The sequence below is a fragment of the Fibrobacter sp. UWH5 genome, from assembly GCF_900142505.1.
Taxonomy (GTDB): domain Bacteria; phylum Fibrobacterota; class Fibrobacteria; order Fibrobacterales; family Fibrobacteraceae; genus Fibrobacter.
Genome location: NZ_FRBB01000006.1, coordinates 90,715 through 108,792, shown reverse-complemented (window position 1 = coordinate 108,792; position 18,078 = coordinate 90,715). Strand labels below are relative to the sequence as shown.

Here is an 18,078-nt window from a genome sequence, read left to right as displayed (position 1 = left end):
CCCGACAATGTCGGGGATTACTTATAGAAATCGCAAAAAAGCCCGCGGGATTTAAACCGCGGGCTTTTCTTATACGGAAAAAGGACTTTACTTGCCAGTAATCTTTTCGACGATGGCACCTGTGGTCAGCAGTTCCGGGAAGACAATCTGCTTGCTTGCATCGCCCTTGGGGTATACTGCATAAGCGGGTACGCCAGATTTTCCAAGACTGCGGAGCAATGCATTCACTTCCGGAGTTTCGCGGGTCCAGTCCGCCTTGACGCGGGCCACGTTCAGCTTGTTCATTGCGTCGGTAAATTCTTCGCGGTTAAGGACGGCGGCTTCGTTTGCCTTGCAGGTAATGCACCAGTCGGCGGAAACGTCGATGAATACGGTGCGCCCGGCGGCCTTGAATTCTTCTATGAGGGCGGGGCTGTAACGGAACCAGCCGTCTTCTGTCATCTGTTCTGCCATGCGGGCGTTGAAACGATCGACGACTACGTTTTCGTAGCGGGGTGCGAGAACGCCGAACCAGAGACCGGCAAGAATCACAATGGCGCCTGCGAATCCGACCACTTCACGGCTGAAGGCTACACCCGGCGGGGCGATTTTCCCGATGAGGGCGCTGGCCGCTGCAGATACTACAGCGATAACTGCGAAGATTCCTACGCCTGCAGAACCTGCCTGCTCGTTCACGACCCAGAGAAGCCAGCAGACGGTGGCCAGAAGTAAAACACCCATGACCTTCTGCAGGTAGGTCATCCAGATTCCCGGCTTGGGCAAGTGTTTCTGAACGGCGGGGAAGAAACTGACCAGGAGATAGGGGAGGGCAAGTCCGATGCCTGCTGCCGTAAAGAATAGGAACAGTACCGGCAGGCTTGCGGTAAAGGCGAATCCCATGGCGGTTCCCAGGAAGGGTGCGGAACAAGGGGTGCTGAGCAAAACAAGCAGCGCTCCCGTAAAGAAGGCGCCTGCCAGGCCGCCCTTGCTGCCGGCGGCATCCATCTTGGTGGTGGCACCCCAGGGGAGCCACACTTCAAACAGTCCGAAGAAACTCATGGCGAAGGCGGTGAGGATCACCACCATGAAGGCGATAAAGCCTGCGCTCTGGAACTGCATTCCCCAGCCGGCATTTCCGCCGCCAATCTTGATGATGCTGATGATGGCTGCCAGCACCCAGAAACTGCAGAGGATGCCTGCGGTGGTGCTGAGTCCCGATGCCAGCAGGCGGCTGCGGGATTTCCCGGCCTGCTTGACGAGGCTGAAAATTTTCAACGAAAGCACCGGCAAAACACAGGGCATCAGATTCAGGATGATGCCACCGATGAAGGCGAAGAACAGGAGGGCTAGGGTGCCGGCGAAACCTGCGGCGGAGTCTGCGGCACTTTCTCCAACGGCGGCGACTTCAGCGGCGCTTTCTTCTGCGGCGGTCTGCGGTTCGCTTGCGGTGCTTTCGTTTGCTGTGGCTTCACTTGCAACGGTTTTGGCGTCTGTTCCAGCGGTTTCTTCCTGCTGGAATTCCATGATGATGTCGAATTTTTCTTCCGTAGCGTTTACTTGCTGCGGCTCATCCCCGTCTTTACCATTTTTTTTTAGGTTAGCGTCCCCGTTGCCTGCGTTCCCCTTTCCAAAAGTATTCCCGTCCAGCGATATGGTCTTTTGGGCGGGTGCCAGGCAGATGGAATTGTCGCATGCCTGGTAGTGGAAGGTGATGGTGGTGGAGAGGCTGTCGAAGTTCTTTTCTACGCTGTCGATGGGGAGGATGACCTGGAACTCGCCGCGGAATACCAGGTTTTCAAGGTCCAGAGCCTCGCTGTATTCCTTGATGGGGGCGGGCCAGACGGGTTCGCCAAAGAAAATTCCTTGGGCGGAGACGTCAATGGACGAGGGTTTCAGGAATTCGTCGGCGGCAATGTTGGCGTTTACGTGCCAGTTGTCGGGAATGGTGATTTTGACGGTAAGTTTTGATCCTGCAGCCAGTTCCCCTGCCGAATAGGTCATGCTCATGTCCGGAGGGGGCATGTTGTTCATGTTGAATTCTTCGGCGAAGCTTGTCAAGGGTAAAGTCAGTAGCAAAATGCAAAATGAAGCATTTTGCAAACAGTTGTTGACAAAATAATCAAGAATCGGTTTTTTACGCATAGGGTTTCCTAGATTTGACTTCAACTGAAAACACTCTGTCAAAATTCCCGTTCTGACTATGGAAAATACGCGAATTTTTTCAGAAGAAGTATCCATTCGGCTAGAGAATATCTGGCGCAAGAATGCCCCACAAATTTACAAACTATGTTGCAAGCGGAGTAGTACAAAAGAGGCCGCAGACGATCTTTTTCAGGAGGTTGCGCTGAAGTTTTGCAAATATGCGAAAAATCTTAATTTGGATACCGCACTTTGGCCCTGGTTTTATAGGGTAACGTTGTGTACCCACTTCGATCTTTACCGTCGGGAGAAAATGGTTCTGCCCTTTTCTGTGCTGAGGGAAAATCAGGCGGCGTACGATGTTTATCCCGAACAGTCTTCGGTCCATTTTCGTAATGAATCCCGCGAGAACAAGGCTGCCGCGCTGCTCAAGACTTTTATGCAGGTGCTCAATCCAGAAGAAGCCCTCGTTACGGAACTGACGTATCTTGGAGGTTTTCTTTTGAAGGATGCGGCCCGGATTCTGACGAGAAATAGGGGGTACCTAAGCAAGCTTCGCTGCAGGGCTGTAAATAAAATGCGCAAAGAAAAGCGGCAAAGGGATGCCATCCTTGAAAAGATTGATGCTCCAATGGTTCTTTTGGAGGATTTGCTTACGAGGAACAATGAAATTTCGTAATTTTGTAATGTGAAGTTCTATACCTTACTACTGATTGTCTTTCTGACTGTTGCCCAGGCTTTTGCCGCGGAGAGCTGGCTTACTTTTTCTAAGCCCTTTCCTGTTAGAAGTTGCATCCCCTATGGTGGGGGTATTCTTTTGGCGACTGACGGAGGTATCCGTTACCGCGCCATAGACGGTGATCGCGTATTTCATTCTGAAGACGGATTGGAAGAGGCCATATTCCACGCCATTGTCGGCTATGAAGAACGGATTTATGCCATTTCCAAGTTCGGTCTGATTGCCGCATTGGACGCCCAAAGAAATGTTTGGGGAGTACTGAATAGGTCTTACGTCGCCAATAAGTCTAGAGTGCTGCCTGATGGAGCCGCTCTTGCCGATTCCATCATTGTTATTGCATTTGAAGACCGTCTGGCCTTTTTTGACTTGATTACGAAAACCTCTATTGCGACAATCGACAGAATTGGTGAATACAATCTGTCTGCAGATAATATCCAGAAACTTGTGGTTCACGGAGATTCTCTTTACGTGAATGTTGGCGAACAGTCCTATGTTCGCGAAATGGACTGGTATGATGTGGGCGGGGATGCTAAACTTTTTGATCCTTTGTCATGGAGCAAGGTTAAAGATCCGTCTCTGGTGAATGGATTGGTCGAAAAGGACTCCAACCTTATAAATATCGAAGGGGATATCATTGATGACCCCAGCTATACAATTAGTGCGACTCCCATTGACACTATCGAGGTTGCGGGAAACCAGGAGATTATTTACGATACCACCGTCGTCAGAAAGACTCGATGGATCGAGAAGGCCCAAGACAAGTATTTCCTGGTTGGCGATGAGGCTGTCTTCCTTTATGACCCTAGCCTTAACTCCCTAACAGACCTGTCGCTGTTCAATGATTTCCCGCTGGGGGAACCCTATGAAGTTCATGCCGTGCCTACCGGTGGTGTCGTTGTTGGTACTACGGAAGGCGGGATTAGCTATGGGGGTGTTGCACCGTGGAGCGACCTGTCTTATCCTCTGCCTGGGATCGGTAGTCAATCTGCTGCATTTGATGCCCGCATCAAGTCCATATCGGTGCTGCCCGATGGCCATACCTTTTTCCACATCTGGGGTTTCGGCTTCTTCATGTTCATAAATTGGGGGCTGGATCAGCAGTTCTCCGTTGGGCTGAATAGCGGCGCCTGCCTGGATAACTACTTTGAAGGCCGTTATGATGACCTCGGAAATCCCTTGCAGTATGTTATTTCTGTCGGGTCGACGCCTGCGCCGGACAGTTCCGGTTTCTTGACGACGACCTCCAACGGAAAGAAGTACAGCATAAACTATTTCAAGACCAATGGCGAAGTTTATTGTGCAACTCAGGTGGGGCAAACTTCAATGGCTGGCCCTCTCTACGCAACGATCGATGAAGATGGTTCATGGCTTCTGTATGTGGGTTCAAGACAGGGCACGGCGATCGCTGCCGATGGCGGGCTTGACATCATTCGAATTCCTTCTCCCAAGAACAATGGGGGTGAACTGTCCGGTGCTACCATAGAAACATCTATCCCCCTGGAATCTACTCCCGTGGATATGGTTTACGACTCTATTGGGGATCGCCTGTGGGTGATTACGAAATCATCGCTCTACTATCTGGACAAGAATGAAAAAGACAAGGATACGCTTGTGTCGCCCAAGTCGACGAACGGTCTGCGTGCTTCCGAATATTCTGCCATTGACGTGGATATTCATGGCAACCTGTGGTTAGGTACGACAGACCAGGGCGCCTATCGTCTGTCCCTGAAAAACAAGTCTCCCGACACGCTGACGGTCAAGTCCTACAATGTAAAGAGCGGTATGTTGTCCAATGACGTAACGGACCTTTCCATTGACCATACCCTTGGGGTGGTCTGGTTTACTCATGCCAGTGGCGTCAGCCGTTATTACAACAAGAATCTCAAGTACTCCTCGAAGAACATGACCGATTCGGCAAAGGCCGACGTTTATGCCTATCCCGTTCCCTTCAGGCCTGCTGTCCATAACCGATTCGTTATTGCGAATATTGCAGAAGGCGCATCTGTTAGCATCTATAACCGTGGCGGTTCCCTGATTCGTTCCTTCCGAAAAGATGATACACTGGGGGGCAGCGTTGAATGGGATGGTCGCGGATTAGACGGAAATCTGGTGGCACCTGGCGTGTATTATTATGTTGTAAAAAATTCTTCAAAGGTGAAGAAGGGCAAGTTCATTATTATCCATTAGAGGGTTTGCTGGATGGTACGTCTGATTTTTTTGTTGTTCGTGATAAGTGTACTGCTGAATGCTTGCGCAGGGGAACGTCAAGGTCTCGTGTGCGAAGAAATGGAATATCGTCTGAATACCATGGCCTATTCTCCTGACCAGCGAGCTTACGCAGAAGAAGAACTTCGTGTCTGCCGTGAAGAGGAAGCCTTGAAAAAGGCAGATGGAGCCGCATCTCGTAAAAGCATTTATGACCGCTTTGCCGCAACGGATTCGACAAAGTCTGCTGAGTCTAGAACTGCCGCGGCTGACGAATCCCCTCGTGAAATTTCTGTTTCAGATGCATTGGGTGATTCGTCAGGGCAGGAAACGGTGAGCATCTATGACCGCTACGGAAGCAAGACTGTTCCGTCCGAAAGTGCAGGAACCGCTCCGTCTGCGGATGAGGTACCTGCCGATACTTCTGCAAGTGATGTTTCCAACTTCCAGTAGGGTGATTCATGGCCACAGTGCAAACTCTTTCGGGTGAAACTTTTGAACCGGGCCTGCCCCAGCGTTTATTGAAAATTGCGGGCGAAATTCGCGAGGCCGGTGGTCGTGCCTACTTGGTGGGCGGTTGGGTCCGCGATGCCATGCTGGGCGGTAACTGCCGTGACTACGACATCGAAGTGTATGACATGGAGCAGGATGACTTGATTGCCATTCTGTCCAAGTTTGGTCGTTGCAATTTGATTGGCAAGGCTTTTGGTGTCATCCATCTCGCCATGAAAGGGGAGTCTCTCGATTTCTCTTTCCCCCGTACCGAAAGCAAGGTGGGTTACGGACATCGCGGTTTTGTGGTCAAGACCGATGCCCGTCTGACTTTCAAGGAAGCCGCCCTCCGTCGCGACTTTACCATCAACGCCATGGGCATGGAACTGCCGGATCTGACTCTTTGCGATCCTTATAATGGTGTGGAAGATCTTAAGGCCGGCCTTCTTCGTCATGTGGGGCCCGCCTTTGCCGAAGATTCCTTGCGTATTCTTCGCGGAGTGCAGTTTGCTAGCCGCTTCAAGCTTAAGCTAGCTCCCGAAACGGTTGAAATGTGCCGCACCCTTTCGCTTGATGACTTGTCCATCGAACGTCTTTTCGAAGAATTCAAGAAGTGGTTGCTGAAACCCGGTAAGCCCTCTCTCGGCCTTCGCGCTTTCCTCGACATTAAGCTGGATGAATACTTCCCCGAAATTCGTCCCCTGTCCTTGAATGGCGCTGCAGATGATTCTAGCTGGGAAACTCTTGGCGAATTCCTCAACAATCTTTCCGCCGTCCAGGATCTTTCCGACGAAGAACGGATGGTCCTGATGTTTGCCGGTTTGCTTGCCGGTAATGCGTCCGCTGCTTCTGATGAGAAGTCCTGCGAAGAAGCGGTTCTTAAGTTCCTGGCTCGCATTACCAACGAAATCAAATTGGTTCGCGGTGTTCCCCTGCTGTTAAAAAATGCCTTCAGGTATGAGCCTGACGAAAGCATTCCCCGGGATTCCGAAATCCGTCGTCTGTCGGTTGAACTTTCCGGACTCCGCCTGTACATCGCTTTCTTGCAGAGTAATACCCTGTACGCCGAAGAAACTCGGAACACCTACGCACAGGCCTTCAGGGTCCGCGCCGAAGAACTGGGTGTCTACGAAAAGGCGCCTACGGCCTATCTCACTGGCAAGATGCTGATGGATCTGGGTGTAAAGCCCGGCAAGCAAATGGGCGAGCTGATCAAGAAAAGTTTTGAACTGCAGTTGGATGGCGAAATCGCCGATGCCGATGCCGCCCAGTCCTGGGCCCGCGAGCGGTTGCAATAAACATTTGGTCCCGCGAACAACTGACGTAAAACTGCGAGCAGTTTTACCTCTAGGGATTTATTTCCACCTGAATAGTCCGGTAATTCCTGCCGGCACGCAGAACACGATCATAGGAATCTGGATCAGTTCCGTGGGGATAAACGCAAGCATCTTGCGCTTGCTATGCAACTTCCAGGATGCAATTCCCAGGAAGATAAAGTCGATGACAATCTTCGGCAAGATGCTGAACACGCACCACTGCCAGGGGCAATCGAAGAACGCCACGCACCAGGGGCTGATAAACATCCAGATGTAATAGGTGTAAATCAAGGTCAGCATCAAAATGTACGGCTTGCTTTCGTAGCTGGTGCCGTTGCTGCTCCAGCGGGCGCGCTGGTTAAAGAGCTGCTTCCACGTGTGAACCGGTTCCGTCTCGATAACCGCTTCCCTGTCCAGGTTGTAGCAGACCTTGGTTCCCGGAATTTTCATCATCTTGTGGATGAGCATGTCATCGTCACCGCTGCTCAAATTAATCAGGTCGCCGAATCCGCCCACTTCAAAGAACAGGTCCTTCTTGTAGGCCAGGCAGGCAGCACTTGCCACGATGGGGTGTCCCCAGCTGAAACCGGCGGCTTCCATGGCGGTGTAGCCCAGGGTTTCCAGTTTCTGGAAAAGGTGAGGCATGGTGCGGGTGCCGTTATTCTGTTTCGGACCTTGGACAATGCAGATTCCGTCTACGAAGCGGCCCGCCATGGCGGTAATCCAGCTCTTGCGGGGAATGCAGTCGGCATCCATGGTCAAGAGCACTTCGTACTTTGCAATCTTGAAGGCGCTTTCCAGGGCTCGCTTCTTGGGGCTTGCGATTTGGGGCAGGTTCGGGTCCAGCGAAAGCACACGGAATCGCGGATGGTCTGCGGCAAACTTCTCGAGAATCTCCCTGGTAGAATCCGTAGAACGGTCGTCTACGCAGATTACTTCCCATTCCCCCACATAATCCTGGACCGCCAGGGCCTCCAGGGTGCGCAGGGCAAATTCCTCTTCATTACGCATGGGGACCACCACAGAAACGGTGGGAGTGGCCTTCACACCCTTGTAACGGTGCGTCTTCAACAGCCCTATTACAAAGAATAGGAACAGGAGCACATAGAGTGCAGTGAGGCTGCCGATAATTACACTACCCATGGTGTTCGCAAATTTAGGAAATTTCTACTTTTTTGCCATGATTCACGTTTCCGCATTTGTCCATCCTTCTGTAAAAATCCCCGATTCTGCTGTTGTCGGGCCCTGGTGCCTGGTAGATGAAGGGGCTGAAATCGGAGAAGGCGTGGTCCTGGAATCCAGGGTACATGTGTATGGCGGAGTGAACATCAAACCTGAAACCCATGTGTATGATGGTGCCGTTCTGGGGGCGCCCCCACAAGACCTGAAGTACGCCGGGGAAGAAACCCGCCTAGAAATCGGCGCCCACTGCACCATCCGCGAATACTGTACGTTAAACCGCGGAACCGTCCAGGGGGGAGGTTGCACCCGCGTCGGCGACCAGGTTCTGATCATGGCCTATTCCCACATCGGTCACGACTGCCAGATTGGCCGCGGTGCCGTTATCGCCAATGGTTGCCAGTTTGGCGGTCATGTTCGCATCGGTGAGTTCGCTACCATCGGTGGCGTTACTGCCATCCAGCAGCGCAACCAGGTGGGTGCATACGCTTTCGTGGGCGGAACCTATAAGGTGGACCGCGACGTCCCTCCGTGTACCAAGGCATCGGGAACCCCTATCCGTTATTGTGGTCTTAATCTCCATGCTCTCCGCCTCCATCCCGAAGAATTCCCCGAAGAACGTATCCGCAACCTGGAACAGGCCTACCGTATGCTGTACCGTAGCGGCCGCCCCGCCTCCGAAGTCATCGAGGAATTGAAAAAAGGCCCGGAACATCTGTTCCAAGCCTTCTTTGACGATCATTGGGCCGGTTCTATCGTTCGACCGTAGATTATTACATATTCTTCTGAAGAACTTCCAGAATCTTGGGGTACCATTCGCCGGCACCCTTGTCGTAGATGTCGAACTGAACTCCGGTAAAGCCCCAGATGGCCCAGGTATAGCCCAGCTGGTTGGCGACTTCCACGATAGCCTTGATATAATAGGATCTGTTTTCGTCGTCTACGCCTTCGGCTTCGCAGGCGGAAGAGGCGCCAAATTCACCGATGTACAGGGGGGCGTAGGTTCCGTTCTTGCCGGGGAAGGTTTTCTTTGCCAGCTGGACGTAATTCTTCAAGTCGGCGACGATGGAGAGAGCTGCGGTCTGGTCGATGGGCTTCCAGAGGGAGCCGCAAGCGCCGTTGTGTCCCTGGTGGCTGTAGCTATAAGGTTCATAGTAGTGACCGTCGATAATGATGTTGCTGTCCTTGATATCGGCGAAATCGCCCATCAGATCGAACTTACCGTAGTTACCCGGGTCAATCATGATGGTTCTGCCCGGATTGGTCTTGCGGATGATCTTGATGGCGCTGTCAGTCATCTGGGCCAGGATTTTATCCGACTTTCCGCGAGATTCGTTCAGGACTTCGAAAACCAGGGAGTCGTTGCTGTAATCCTTGAATTCTTCGGCAATCTGTTCCCAGATGGCGTAGAACTGCGGCAAGTACTTGTCGGGGTTTTCATAAAGTTCGTTAAAGTGGTGCTGGTTGATGACCACGGGCATGCCGAGGCTGTTGGCCACGTCAATATGGTGCTTCACACCGGCTACGCGTTCCGCCTGGATAGTGTAGGGAGGTTCCTGCAGGGCGGTCTGGTTCCAACGAACCGGCAGACGGATAGACTGGAAACCTGCGTCCTTGGCAATCTTGAACCATTCGTCATCAATGGGGTTGCTCCACTTTTCGTCCAGGTAGTCGTAGACCTTGCCTTCTGTGTAGCACCAGTCGTTTTCCTTGCCTTCTTCGCACTTTTTCTGGGGATCGATGCCGGAATCCCAGGAGTTACCGAAGTTGATGCCGTGTCCCAGCATCTTGTTGACGGCGATGGCGCGGCTGTAATCCGGAAGCGAGGACTGACCTGTGGGTTCGTCCTCATCGATGACTGCGCTACTGGTGGGAAGTGCAGACGCGGAGGAGCCCGGTTCCTCGCTGGAACTGGACGGATCGTCGGAACAAGCCTGCCAAATTAGGGCAGAAGATACAATGGCGAGAGTGGACAGAATTCGTTTCATAAAACCTTTCCCGTAGTGTAAAAGTCGGTATTGTAAACATAAATTTAATTCGTTGAGGGTCATATTGATAAAATGTTTTTTTTGTTTACATCGGAAAACATGTTTTTTTGAAAAACTGGTATTCGTAGTGCATATAAAAATGTTATTTTTGGGCTTGTATTCAAATTTGATTATATTTGAGCACCGTCCGTTTTTGGAGACTCCTTAGGATATGAAATATATGAGAATCTCGTCGTTACTGAAGTGTGCCTTGGGCATGCTTCTTGCCGTTTCCCTAGCTGATGCGGCTTCCTTTAGCAGCTATCGCGATCGCGATGCTGGTCGTTTTGTCCTTAAAGAAGGCAAGTCCTTCCGCCCGGATAAGGATGTTGTAACCGTCATCATGCGTGAAGCAATTCCCCGTGGTGGTGGATATACCTACCAGTATCCCCGTGAAAACCCCGAACCGGTCCTCACGGATAAGTACGCCATGGAAGGCGCTCTTTCCATGGAAATGGAATTGATCGCTAGCGACTACTCCGGTATCGCAATCTGTATTGCCGGTTCCGTAGACCTGGCTCCGTACCTGGAAGACGGCGTCCTGGAGTTCTGGATCAAGGGTGCCCAGGGTGGTGAAAACGCTCTGTTCGTGCTTGTGGATGATGGCGTTAAGAGTAACGGTGAATCCCTGCAGGTCAAGCTCCGTTCCAAGGGTCTCGGTGAAATTACCACCGAATGGACCCGCTTTAGCATTCCTCTGAAGCTTTTCGGTACCACTGGTGTGTACTGGGATGCCAAGAATACTCGCGAAGTGATGCTCCCCTTCAACTGGTCTAATTTCAAGGGCTTCCGCCTCGAAGTTCGTAAGGACGAAAACGAATCCTTCAAGGTCTGGATGGACGATATTGTTATTAAGAAGCATGGCAAGGCTTACGAGGGTCCTGCCTACTATCCGTTCCGCAATGAGATCTAAGAGGACTAGGATTATATGCGCAAATTATCTCTATTAGCAACAACCCTGCTTTGCTCCTCTCTTGCTCTTGCTCAAGAGGATGATTATTCCGATTACGGTTCCGAAGCTTCCGCTGTAGAAGCTCCCGCAGAAGAAAGCGTTTCTGAAGAAAGCTCTTCCAACGAATCTTCCTACGATGCATACTCTTCTGATACCTATGGCTCCGATTCTTATGCTTCCGAAGCCGAACCGGCTACTGAGGTTGAACCTGCTGTTGCAGAGGAACCTGCCGAAGAAGTGGCCGCTGCCGAAGAAGTTCAGCCTCTCGGCGGTGCCAATGTTGAAAAGGCTCCCGCGAAGGTTGCTCCCGAAGCCAAGGTCTATATTCCTAAGGACCTGACCGCCGAACAGCGCGTTGCCGCCATCCAGGAAAACCTGGATACCCTGGCCAACGACATGGAATCTACCCTCATGGGTAAGGACGATGTTCCGCTGGCTGTCTCCGGTTACATGGCCTTCCGCGTCAAGAATTTCGACTACACCGAAATCGCTCCGGTGTACGGCGACGACAAGGCTCGTACCGCTGTTGACGCTACCCTCAAGATGAATATGGTGTTGATGCCCAACTCCTATATGACCTTGTGGACCAATATGACTTTCCCCTTCGACCTGACCGGTTTGTATACAAACTATATGGCCGAAAAACCCAACAACAATCCCAGCTACAACTGGACTCGTGTGATGTTTGACCACAACACCGACTACGCTGCAGCTGGCGTTGAAGAAGAAATGAACTTTGGTATCGATATTCGTTCTTCTGTGTTTGGCGCCTACGTGACCGCAGGTGGTGTTATCTGGGCTTGCGCATCTCCCCTTACCATGTGGGAACGCGAAACCATGCCCCGCTTTGCATGGCAGTACGAAACCTTCGAAGAAGAAAAGACTGTCAGCACCTACTATAAGGAAAAGTCCTTTAAGCCCGTCAAGGAAGGTGGTCGTGCATTCTGGACCAACCGTTCTTTCGGTGGCGTGTTCATGAACGTGTACAACATGCCCTTTGGCATGACCGCACAGGCCATGATTTCTCAGCCCAAGGATATGGACGCCGGTACTCGTGACGGTCTCCGCCTCTACGGTGGTCAGCCCAGCGAACTGGAAATGTCCGGTAACTACGACTTCCGTGGCGACGTGATTCACGGCCGTCTGGCAAAGAACAAGCTCTTCGACGGTATGACTCTCGGTGCCAACTACCTGGGTGTCTTCTACGATGAAGGTCTTATTGACGAAGATGAATTTGCCGGCCCCTGGACAAAGAACGCCTTTGAAGGTGACCCGCACTTTGAAAACAATCAGATCGTTTCCTTGGACATCAAGGGTAACATCGTTCCCAAGTTCTACTTGATGGCTGATGTGGCCATTAGCTGGGATGATTCCACTACCTTCCAGGATGTGGACACCACTAGCAAGAGAGCTTACACTCGCGATGCAACGACTTCCAGTGTTTCCGCTCCGTCTCTGGGTGTTTATGTCAAGATTCAGGACAAGCATCTTGATTGGCTGCCCACTACTGTTGAAGCCGTCTACTTCGGAAAGGATTTCTTCTCTCCCTACGGCATTACCGATCCGTCTCGTCTCCGCAGCTGGCGCAAGGACGAATTCTACCTGAATGGTGGTGCTATGCGTTATGGCCCCAACATGGCTGGTCTTAACTTCAAGTTCGAACCGGAATTCAACCGTGGCCGTCTCGGTGTTCAGTACGCCCAGCATCGCCAGATTGAAGCCGGTGATGACGTCATCCTCTTCAACTACCGCCTGAATGGCCGTAACATGTGGGAAAGCACCAACTCCTGGACCAAGTTTAACGCCTTGTTCTGGGCTGACTCCGGTAACGCAATTGCAAAGAATGGTTACTACAACCGTGCAGGTGTTCTCACCAACCAGCGTAAGATGGAACGCCAGCGTGGCGGTCTCTATGGTGGTACCTGGGAACTGTGGGAATCTTTCGTAGCTTACGAAAATGCTGACCAGATGAAGAAGGAAGAAGTTCCGTCTCATATCAAGTGGTCTTCCTACCTCTCCATCGACGGTGGTTATGACATTGGCCACTGGTTCGGTACCGATCGCAACCTGATGATGAGCGGCTACGCTTCCATTTCCGGTGTGTCCAAGACTTTCGCTCCTATCGCCTATAGCGAATCTCAGAGCGACATGCTTCTGTGGAGCTTCTACGGCTTGTTCGAACCTACCTTTGCCCTGACTCCGACTATCCACTTGGTTGGTCACCTCGGCTTTGAAAACTGGAAGTCTGAATACGGCTACCAGGTAGAAGATGTGTCAGTTTCCTCTAAGGTTACCAATGCTAGTGGCCCGTACGGTCTCCTGATCCCGACTAGCCAGGCTACCTATAAGAAGGCTCCTGTGGACTACTACCAGACTGCAATCGGTCTTGGCGTCGACTGGGACTTCTCTCCTCGCGCAGGTCTCCACCTCCGTTACAAGTATGCAACTCATACAGACAATTACATTTCAGAAAACGACTGGACCGGCCACTTCATTACGGCTGAAACCAAGGTCTGGTTCTAAGGGGATTAAGGTATAACTATGATGCATAAAGTTTTAGTATCCCTGCTTTTTGTAGCTTCTGCCGCCTCTGTCGCTTCTGCAGTGTCCGAAGCTGAACTGGATCGACAGCTCCAGGCTAAGGAAGATTCCCTTTCTTCCAAGCGCGGTTTTGAAGTTGGTGGCCGCATTACTGGCGTGCTCAATAACGCTTACATGTCTTCTGACCAGGAAGACAGCAAGCTCAACAAGATGCCCAACACCGAAAGATCCCAGTTTGTTTCTGCAGACTTGGATTTCCACTTCCGTCCTTACGAAGCGGTCCGCTTTAACGCAACACTCCGTATGGAAGCAGGCATGCAGAACTACTTTGCTACTTCCGCAAAGTCCCTGACTGCAAACTGGCTGAATATGGAAGGCAATGTCGGTAAGGACCTGTATTGGATTGTCGGTGACTTCCGTCAGCAGTACAGCCCCCTGACCCTTTTCGCCCCCACCGGTCTTGATGGCATTCTCTATGAACCGCTGATCTTTGCTCGCGCCCGTGAAATGGCTATGCAAGAAGCCATGATCGTTGGGAACCAGCGCAACCTGCAGGGTGTGAACCTCCAGTTCCGCCACGATTTCGGTGGCATGGCTGGTGAAATCCGTGCAGAAGGTATTTTTGCCCGCGTTCGCCGCGTCCAGCTCCTGGACTTCTCCGGTTCCAACGGCAACCTTCTTGCTAACGGCTATAACAGCTTGCTGAATGACGGTGCTATTTATCCGGGTTCCTCCATGGCATCCAATATGGATAAGTGGTTGCTTAGTGCAAACGTCGAATACCTGCCTGTAGACAAGAACGTCTTCCTCGGCTTTACTGGTATGTTGGTCTTTGATGATAGCGCAAGCTTCACCAATACCTACCGTACTCAGTATCAGGAAGTCATCTACAATGGTCAGCTGAGCTATTACAACACCGAAACTGGTGAATTGGAAGGCCCGATTCTTAACCCCAGTACTTTCGAAGATGGTGGCTATACTGTGTATCAGCCCATCAACCCGTATGAAACTGATCCGCAGAACACCTCGATCATTTCTGCTCGCGCCGGTGCCGACATTGCTGGCATTCTCGGCAACAAGAGCCTGACCTTGGATGTTATGGGTGAATACGCCATGTCCAGCGATGAACAGCGCCACTTTGAGCCTGCTTTCGATGAATTCGGCAATGTAGTGGCCTATAACGAAGTTACCGAAGATGACAACGGTTCTGCATTGAATATTTCCTTCAATGCTGGTTACAAGCTCCCCGTCGGTCTGGACATCCAGTTGGCAGCTAACTACGTGATGAATGACAGCAACTGGTTCAACAACCTTGCTCAGTCTCCGCAGTTCTTCGCTACCCGTACTCTGAACTCCGATAAGGACGGTAACGTTAGCCGCTACGGTGTTAACTCTCCGCTCTACTCCACCTTCAGTTCTCTGTACTATTACGATCCGAAGTTTACTCCGGTGGGAACCCAGTTGGCTAATACCGATGACCCGACCATTAAGGGTCAGACCAACAGCTACAACATCGCTCCGATCCAGAGAAATGCCTATAGCACTTCTGTTTACACCCGCAGGGAATTGGCTTTGATGAGCTTCATGCTCGATAAGTCTGTTCAGATGAGCTTGCCCAATGGCTTTGCTACTCCGAACCGCAGTGGTTTCAACATCGACATGAAGTTTGGCTTCCAGGATTTCGCCGAAGCAAACGCCATCTTCTCTATGCTGAAGCAGAAGAAGAGCGACAACGTCTTCATGAAGGAAGCTGAATTCCAGGAATTCGGTGCAGGTCTTAAGGTGGATGTGTTCAAGATGCTTGGCTTCTCTCTGCCTCTTGAACTGTCCGGCAGCTACAAGCATGCTGTAAAGACTCAGGAACTCACTGATGAATTCAAGCCCTATTTCGCTGACAAGGGTGAACTGAGCATGGACTTCATCAACGCAGGCCTCTACGTTCAGTACATGCCGCGTCTCGGTATTAACGCTGGTCTCCAGATGATTAACACCACATTTGATGCTGTATCTTCTAGTCCGATACTCAACGTTGCTCCGGGTTACGAGACTCCGTTGCTGAAGGGTAAGCAGATGCAGTGGATGGTGGGTCTCGACTACACTGTCGCAGAAGGTGTCTATCTCGAGCTGAACTATGGTATGATTAATGTTGAAAACACATATAATACCACAGAAGGTGCTGGATCCAATGTGCCTAACTATGCCGATGTAACGGTTACAGATGTCGATGGCAATACCCAGAACCTTGCCGAATACACTCATAAATTCTCCCAGGCTGTTGTTCAGGCCATCTTGAACGTGAATTTCTAAGGGAGGCGCAAGATGAAAATGAATAAGGATATGTTTAAGATGACTTCCAGAATCTCGCTTCTTCTTTGCGGAGCCGCAGTATACGCTGCCGCTGCAGATTCGACCTTGGTCGAACGTCAGCAGAGCCTCCTCAATACTCTTGATTCTATGAATTCTTCAGTCTTGGGTCTTCGCATTGGCGGTACGGCTAAGGGTGGGGTTCTTTCTTCCACCATGAGTTCCGATCAGCTTTACAACGAAGCTGACCAGCGTGAAAACCAGGCCTACACCGACGTAAACCTCAAGGTTAACGCTCGTCCCAGTGCAGAAACTGAAGCTCGAGTAGAACTCCGTCTCCACAAGGATTGGCAGAGCGCTTACGACGAACCGATCAACCCTGTGATCGGTCACTGGTTTAGCTACGATGGCAAGATTCTCGACAAGCACGTCGACTTCAATCTTGGCTACATGAGAGTTGGTTATACTCCTCTCACCATTTACGTGCCCCAGGCTGAAATTCTGCAGGAACCGGAAATCTTCTTTGCCAAGCGTCAGGAAGCTCTTGCTTTGCGCAACTTGGATACCTCTTCCAATCGTTTGCTGCAGGGCTTGAACTTCAAGTACAATAGCTTCGATATGGGCCCCCTGTCCAACCTTTACGTCCAGATGACTGGTGCCCGTATCCGCAATATCGCCAAGAAGGCCGATGAAGTCTTCTTCGACTTTGACTGGAGCGACCGCTACCTCTATGGCGCAAACCTGGGCGTTGAAGCCTTTGGCGCAACCATCGGTGGTAACTTCGTCTACACCTTTGACCGTCAGAAGTCTTCCCGTTCCAAGGAAGATGCTGCTATCAAGAACCTGTACTACGAAGACAACATGGTCTACACCGGTGTTATTGGTTATGACACCAAGGACATGATCATGGACGGTAAGATCCGCGCTGGTATCGATGCTGAAATCGGTGGCTCCAAGTGGACCTTGTCCCGCGACTCCCTGGTTCTCGATACCATCCACAACTATAAGGTTGAGAGCTACGATTACCCCGTGTTCGATGAAAACGGCAAGGCTCTTGACGACAACGGCAAGGACTCTGTTTTCCAGACTAAGTTCTATGTGGCCGACGGTATGACTCTCGGTAAGCACTGGAGCGACGAAGAAATTGAAAACGTTTCTGGCATGGCTCTGCATGTGTCTCCCTATGTAAACGGTGACATTGCTGGTGTTAACTTTGATGTTAAGGCAACCATCGTCAAGAACGACGAAAAGTTCTGGTCTGAACAGGCTGCTTCTGCCTACTATGTTGGCGGTGCAACGATCCTGAATGGCGATGCTAACATTTCTGGCGCCGACGCTAATGTGGTCAGCCGCTTCCGTTCCGGTAGCCTTGAAAACATGTACTTCAGCATTTACAATGTCAACGTTTTGCAGCAGCAGAACTTGATGACTAAGTCTGAAGACGCTGAAACCCCGATCTTGAATGGTTCCTCTGTTGACTCCTACTATGCATTCGGTCGTCTGGCTAACAACTACAGACTGGGCCACTTCTACAAGAATGGTTACGAAGCTGTTGCTAGCAAGCTGTTGGAATACGCTAGCTATTCTGAATTTGTCGATCCTTCTGTCAACATGGCTATGCCCATGGGTCTGGCAACTCCCGACCGTGTAGGTTTCGCCCTGAACGCTAACGTGGCTTGGAACGATGCCATTACCATTAATGGTCGTTTCTCTCAGTATAGCCATAGCAGCGATGTCGATAACGACTATACCACTATCGGTGCAGGTCTTGGCCTGAATGTGGCTCCGTTCCTCGGTCTGAACCGCCGACTCATTCTGCAGGGATCCTTCGAATCCGCAGAAGAAAGCAACTACCTGAAGCGTAAGACTTCCCGCGTTGTTGCTGGCCTTACCGCAGACGTTTGGGGCCCCTTCACTATCCTCGGCGGCATGCAGATGCTGACTAAGGAATTTGGTAGCGGTCTGCCTCTGTCTGAAACAGTCATTGTTAATGACATTGATGAAATGCTGGCCATGGGTGGCTTGCAGATTAAGTTGGGCCCCGGTGCGGTCCTGGATCTCCAGGGTGGTCTCCTGACCAACACTGTTAACTACACGGGCATTGCCGTTGATGAAAACGGAGTCGCTTTTGCTCAGCCTAGCGAATTGAGCCTGAGCAAGCTCTTGATTGCCGGTAACATTACGGTTCTGTTCTAGGAGGTTATC

The 18,078-nt window shown here is 51.2% G+C and carries 12 protein-coding genes; 9 read left to right on the top strand and 3 right to left on the bottom strand.

What is annotated here, in order from left to right; all coding sequences use genetic code 11:
* Window positions 1-87: 87 nt before the first annotated feature.
* Window positions 88-2,010, bottom strand: coding sequence for a protein-disulfide reductase DsbD family protein (locus BUB38_RS07290; protein WP_073159199.1), 1,923 nt, complete (start codon window positions 2,008-2,010; stop codon window positions 88-90).
* A 169-nt stretch (window positions 2,011-2,179) separates the two neighbouring features.
* Between BUB38_RS07290 and BUB38_RS07285 the strand changes: the two genes are divergently transcribed.
* Genes BUB38_RS07285 through BUB38_RS07270 form a run of 4 tightly spaced genes read left to right on the top strand, consistent with a single transcriptional unit; the run spans window position 2,180 to window position 6,852 of the window.
* Window positions 2,180-2,797, top strand: coding sequence for a sigma-70 family RNA polymerase sigma factor (locus BUB38_RS07285; RefSeq protein WP_073159087.1), 618 nt, complete (start codon window positions 2,180-2,182; stop codon window positions 2,795-2,797).
* 9 nt (window positions 2,798-2,806) lie between these two features.
* The gene (locus tag BUB38_RS07280; protein ID WP_073159085.1) at window positions 2,807-5,044 is read left to right on the top strand and encodes a T9SS type B sorting domain-containing protein; all 2,238 of its coding nucleotides are present in this window, start codon (window positions 2,807-2,809) and stop codon (window positions 5,042-5,044) included.
* 12 nt (window positions 5,045-5,056) lie between these two features.
* Entirely contained in the window at window positions 5,057-5,515 is a 459-nt protein-coding gene (locus BUB38_RS07275; RefSeq protein ID WP_073159083.1) for a hypothetical protein, read from the top strand.
* A gap of 8 nt (window positions 5,516-5,523) precedes the next feature.
* Window positions 5,524-6,852 carry a CCA tRNA nucleotidyltransferase gene (locus BUB38_RS07270; protein WP_073159081.1) on the top strand — a complete coding sequence of 443 codons (1,329 nt, stop codon included), beginning with the start codon at window positions 5,524-5,526 and terminating at the stop codon, window positions 6,850-6,852.
* Window positions 6,853-6,909: 57 nt separating this feature from the next.
* Here BUB38_RS07270 and BUB38_RS07265 read toward each other — a convergent pair whose 3' ends face one another.
* A complete protein-coding gene (locus BUB38_RS07265; protein ID WP_073159079.1) occupies window positions 6,910-8,013 on the bottom strand; it encodes a glycosyltransferase in 1,104 nt (367 codons plus the stop codon).
* On the opposite strand from BUB38_RS07265, the gene lpxA reads away from it, so the two are divergent.
* Window positions 8,012-8,818, top strand: a complete 807-nt coding sequence (lpxA, locus tag BUB38_RS07260) for an acyl-ACP--UDP-N-acetylglucosamine O-acyltransferase (protein ID WP_254794899.1) — start codon at window positions 8,012-8,014, stop codon at window positions 8,816-8,818. The genes BUB38_RS07265 and lpxA overlap by 2 nt on opposite strands.
* Window positions 8,819-8,822: 4 nt before the next feature.
* Here lpxA and BUB38_RS07255 read toward each other — a convergent pair whose 3' ends face one another.
* Window positions 8,823-10,037, bottom strand: a complete 1,215-nt coding sequence (locus BUB38_RS07255; RefSeq protein WP_073159077.1) for a glycoside hydrolase family 5 protein — start codon at window positions 10,035-10,037, stop codon at window positions 8,823-8,825.
* 211 nt (window positions 10,038-10,248) lie between these two features.
* On the opposite strand from BUB38_RS07255, the gene BUB38_RS07250 reads away from it, so the two are divergent.
* From BUB38_RS07250 to BUB38_RS07235, 4 genes are read left to right on the top strand one after another with little or no spacing between them, the layout of a single operon-like run.
* A complete protein-coding gene (locus tag BUB38_RS07250; RefSeq protein ID WP_249269351.1) occupies window positions 10,249-10,989 on the top strand; it encodes a sugar-binding protein in 741 nt (246 codons plus the stop codon).
* A 15-nt stretch (window positions 10,990-11,004) separates the two neighbouring features.
* On the top strand, window positions 11,005-13,551 hold the full coding sequence (locus tag BUB38_RS07245; protein ID WP_073159075.1) for a hypothetical protein: 2,547 nt from the start codon (window positions 11,005-11,007) through the stop codon (window positions 13,549-13,551).
* 18 nt (window positions 13,552-13,569) lie between these two features.
* Entirely contained in the window at window positions 13,570-15,876 is a 2,307-nt protein-coding gene (locus BUB38_RS07240) for a hypothetical protein (protein WP_083538177.1), read from the top strand.
* Between the two features lie 12 nt (window positions 15,877-15,888).
* Entirely contained in the window at window positions 15,889-18,069 is a 2,181-nt protein-coding gene (locus tag BUB38_RS07235) for a hypothetical protein (RefSeq protein WP_073159071.1), read from the top strand.
* Window positions 18,070-18,078: the final 9 nt, after the last annotated feature.

Excerpts from the sequence above, each read along its gene's own strand:
- BUB38_RS07255 (WP_073159077.1), bottom strand. The coding sequence starts at position 10,037 with ATGAAACGAATTCTGTCCACTCTCGCCATTGTATCTTCTGCCCTAATT.
- BUB38_RS07245 (WP_073159075.1), top strand. The coding sequence starts at position 11,005 with ATGCGCAAATTATCTCTATTAGCAACAACCCTGCTTTGCTCCTCTCTT.
- lpxA (WP_254794899.1), top strand. The coding sequence starts at position 8,012 with ATGGTGTTCGCAAATTTAGGAAATTTCTACTTTTTTGCCATGATTCAC.
- BUB38_RS07235 (WP_073159071.1), top strand. The coding sequence starts at position 15,889 with ATGAAAATGAATAAGGATATGTTTAAGATGACTTCCAGAATCTCGCTT.
- BUB38_RS07240 (WP_083538177.1), top strand. The coding sequence starts at position 13,570 with ATGATGCATAAAGTTTTAGTATCCCTGCTTTTTGTAGCTTCTGCCGCC.
- BUB38_RS07265 (WP_073159079.1), bottom strand. The coding sequence starts at position 8,013 with ATGGGTAGTGTAATTATCGGCAGCCTCACTGCACTCTATGTGCTCCTG.
- BUB38_RS07275 (WP_073159083.1), top strand. The coding sequence starts at position 5,057 with ATGGTACGTCTGATTTTTTTGTTGTTCGTGATAAGTGTACTGCTGAAT.
- BUB38_RS07250 (WP_249269351.1), top strand. The coding sequence starts at position 10,249 with ATGAAATATATGAGAATCTCGTCGTTACTGAAGTGTGCCTTGGGCATG.
- BUB38_RS07290 (WP_073159199.1), bottom strand. The coding sequence starts at position 2,010 with ATGAACAACATGCCCCCTCCGGACATGAGCATGACCTATTCGGCAGGG.
- BUB38_RS07285 (WP_073159087.1), top strand. The coding sequence starts at position 2,180 with ATGGAAAATACGCGAATTTTTTCAGAAGAAGTATCCATTCGGCTAGAG.
- BUB38_RS07270 (WP_073159081.1), top strand. The coding sequence starts at position 5,524 with ATGGCCACAGTGCAAACTCTTTCGGGTGAAACTTTTGAACCGGGCCTG.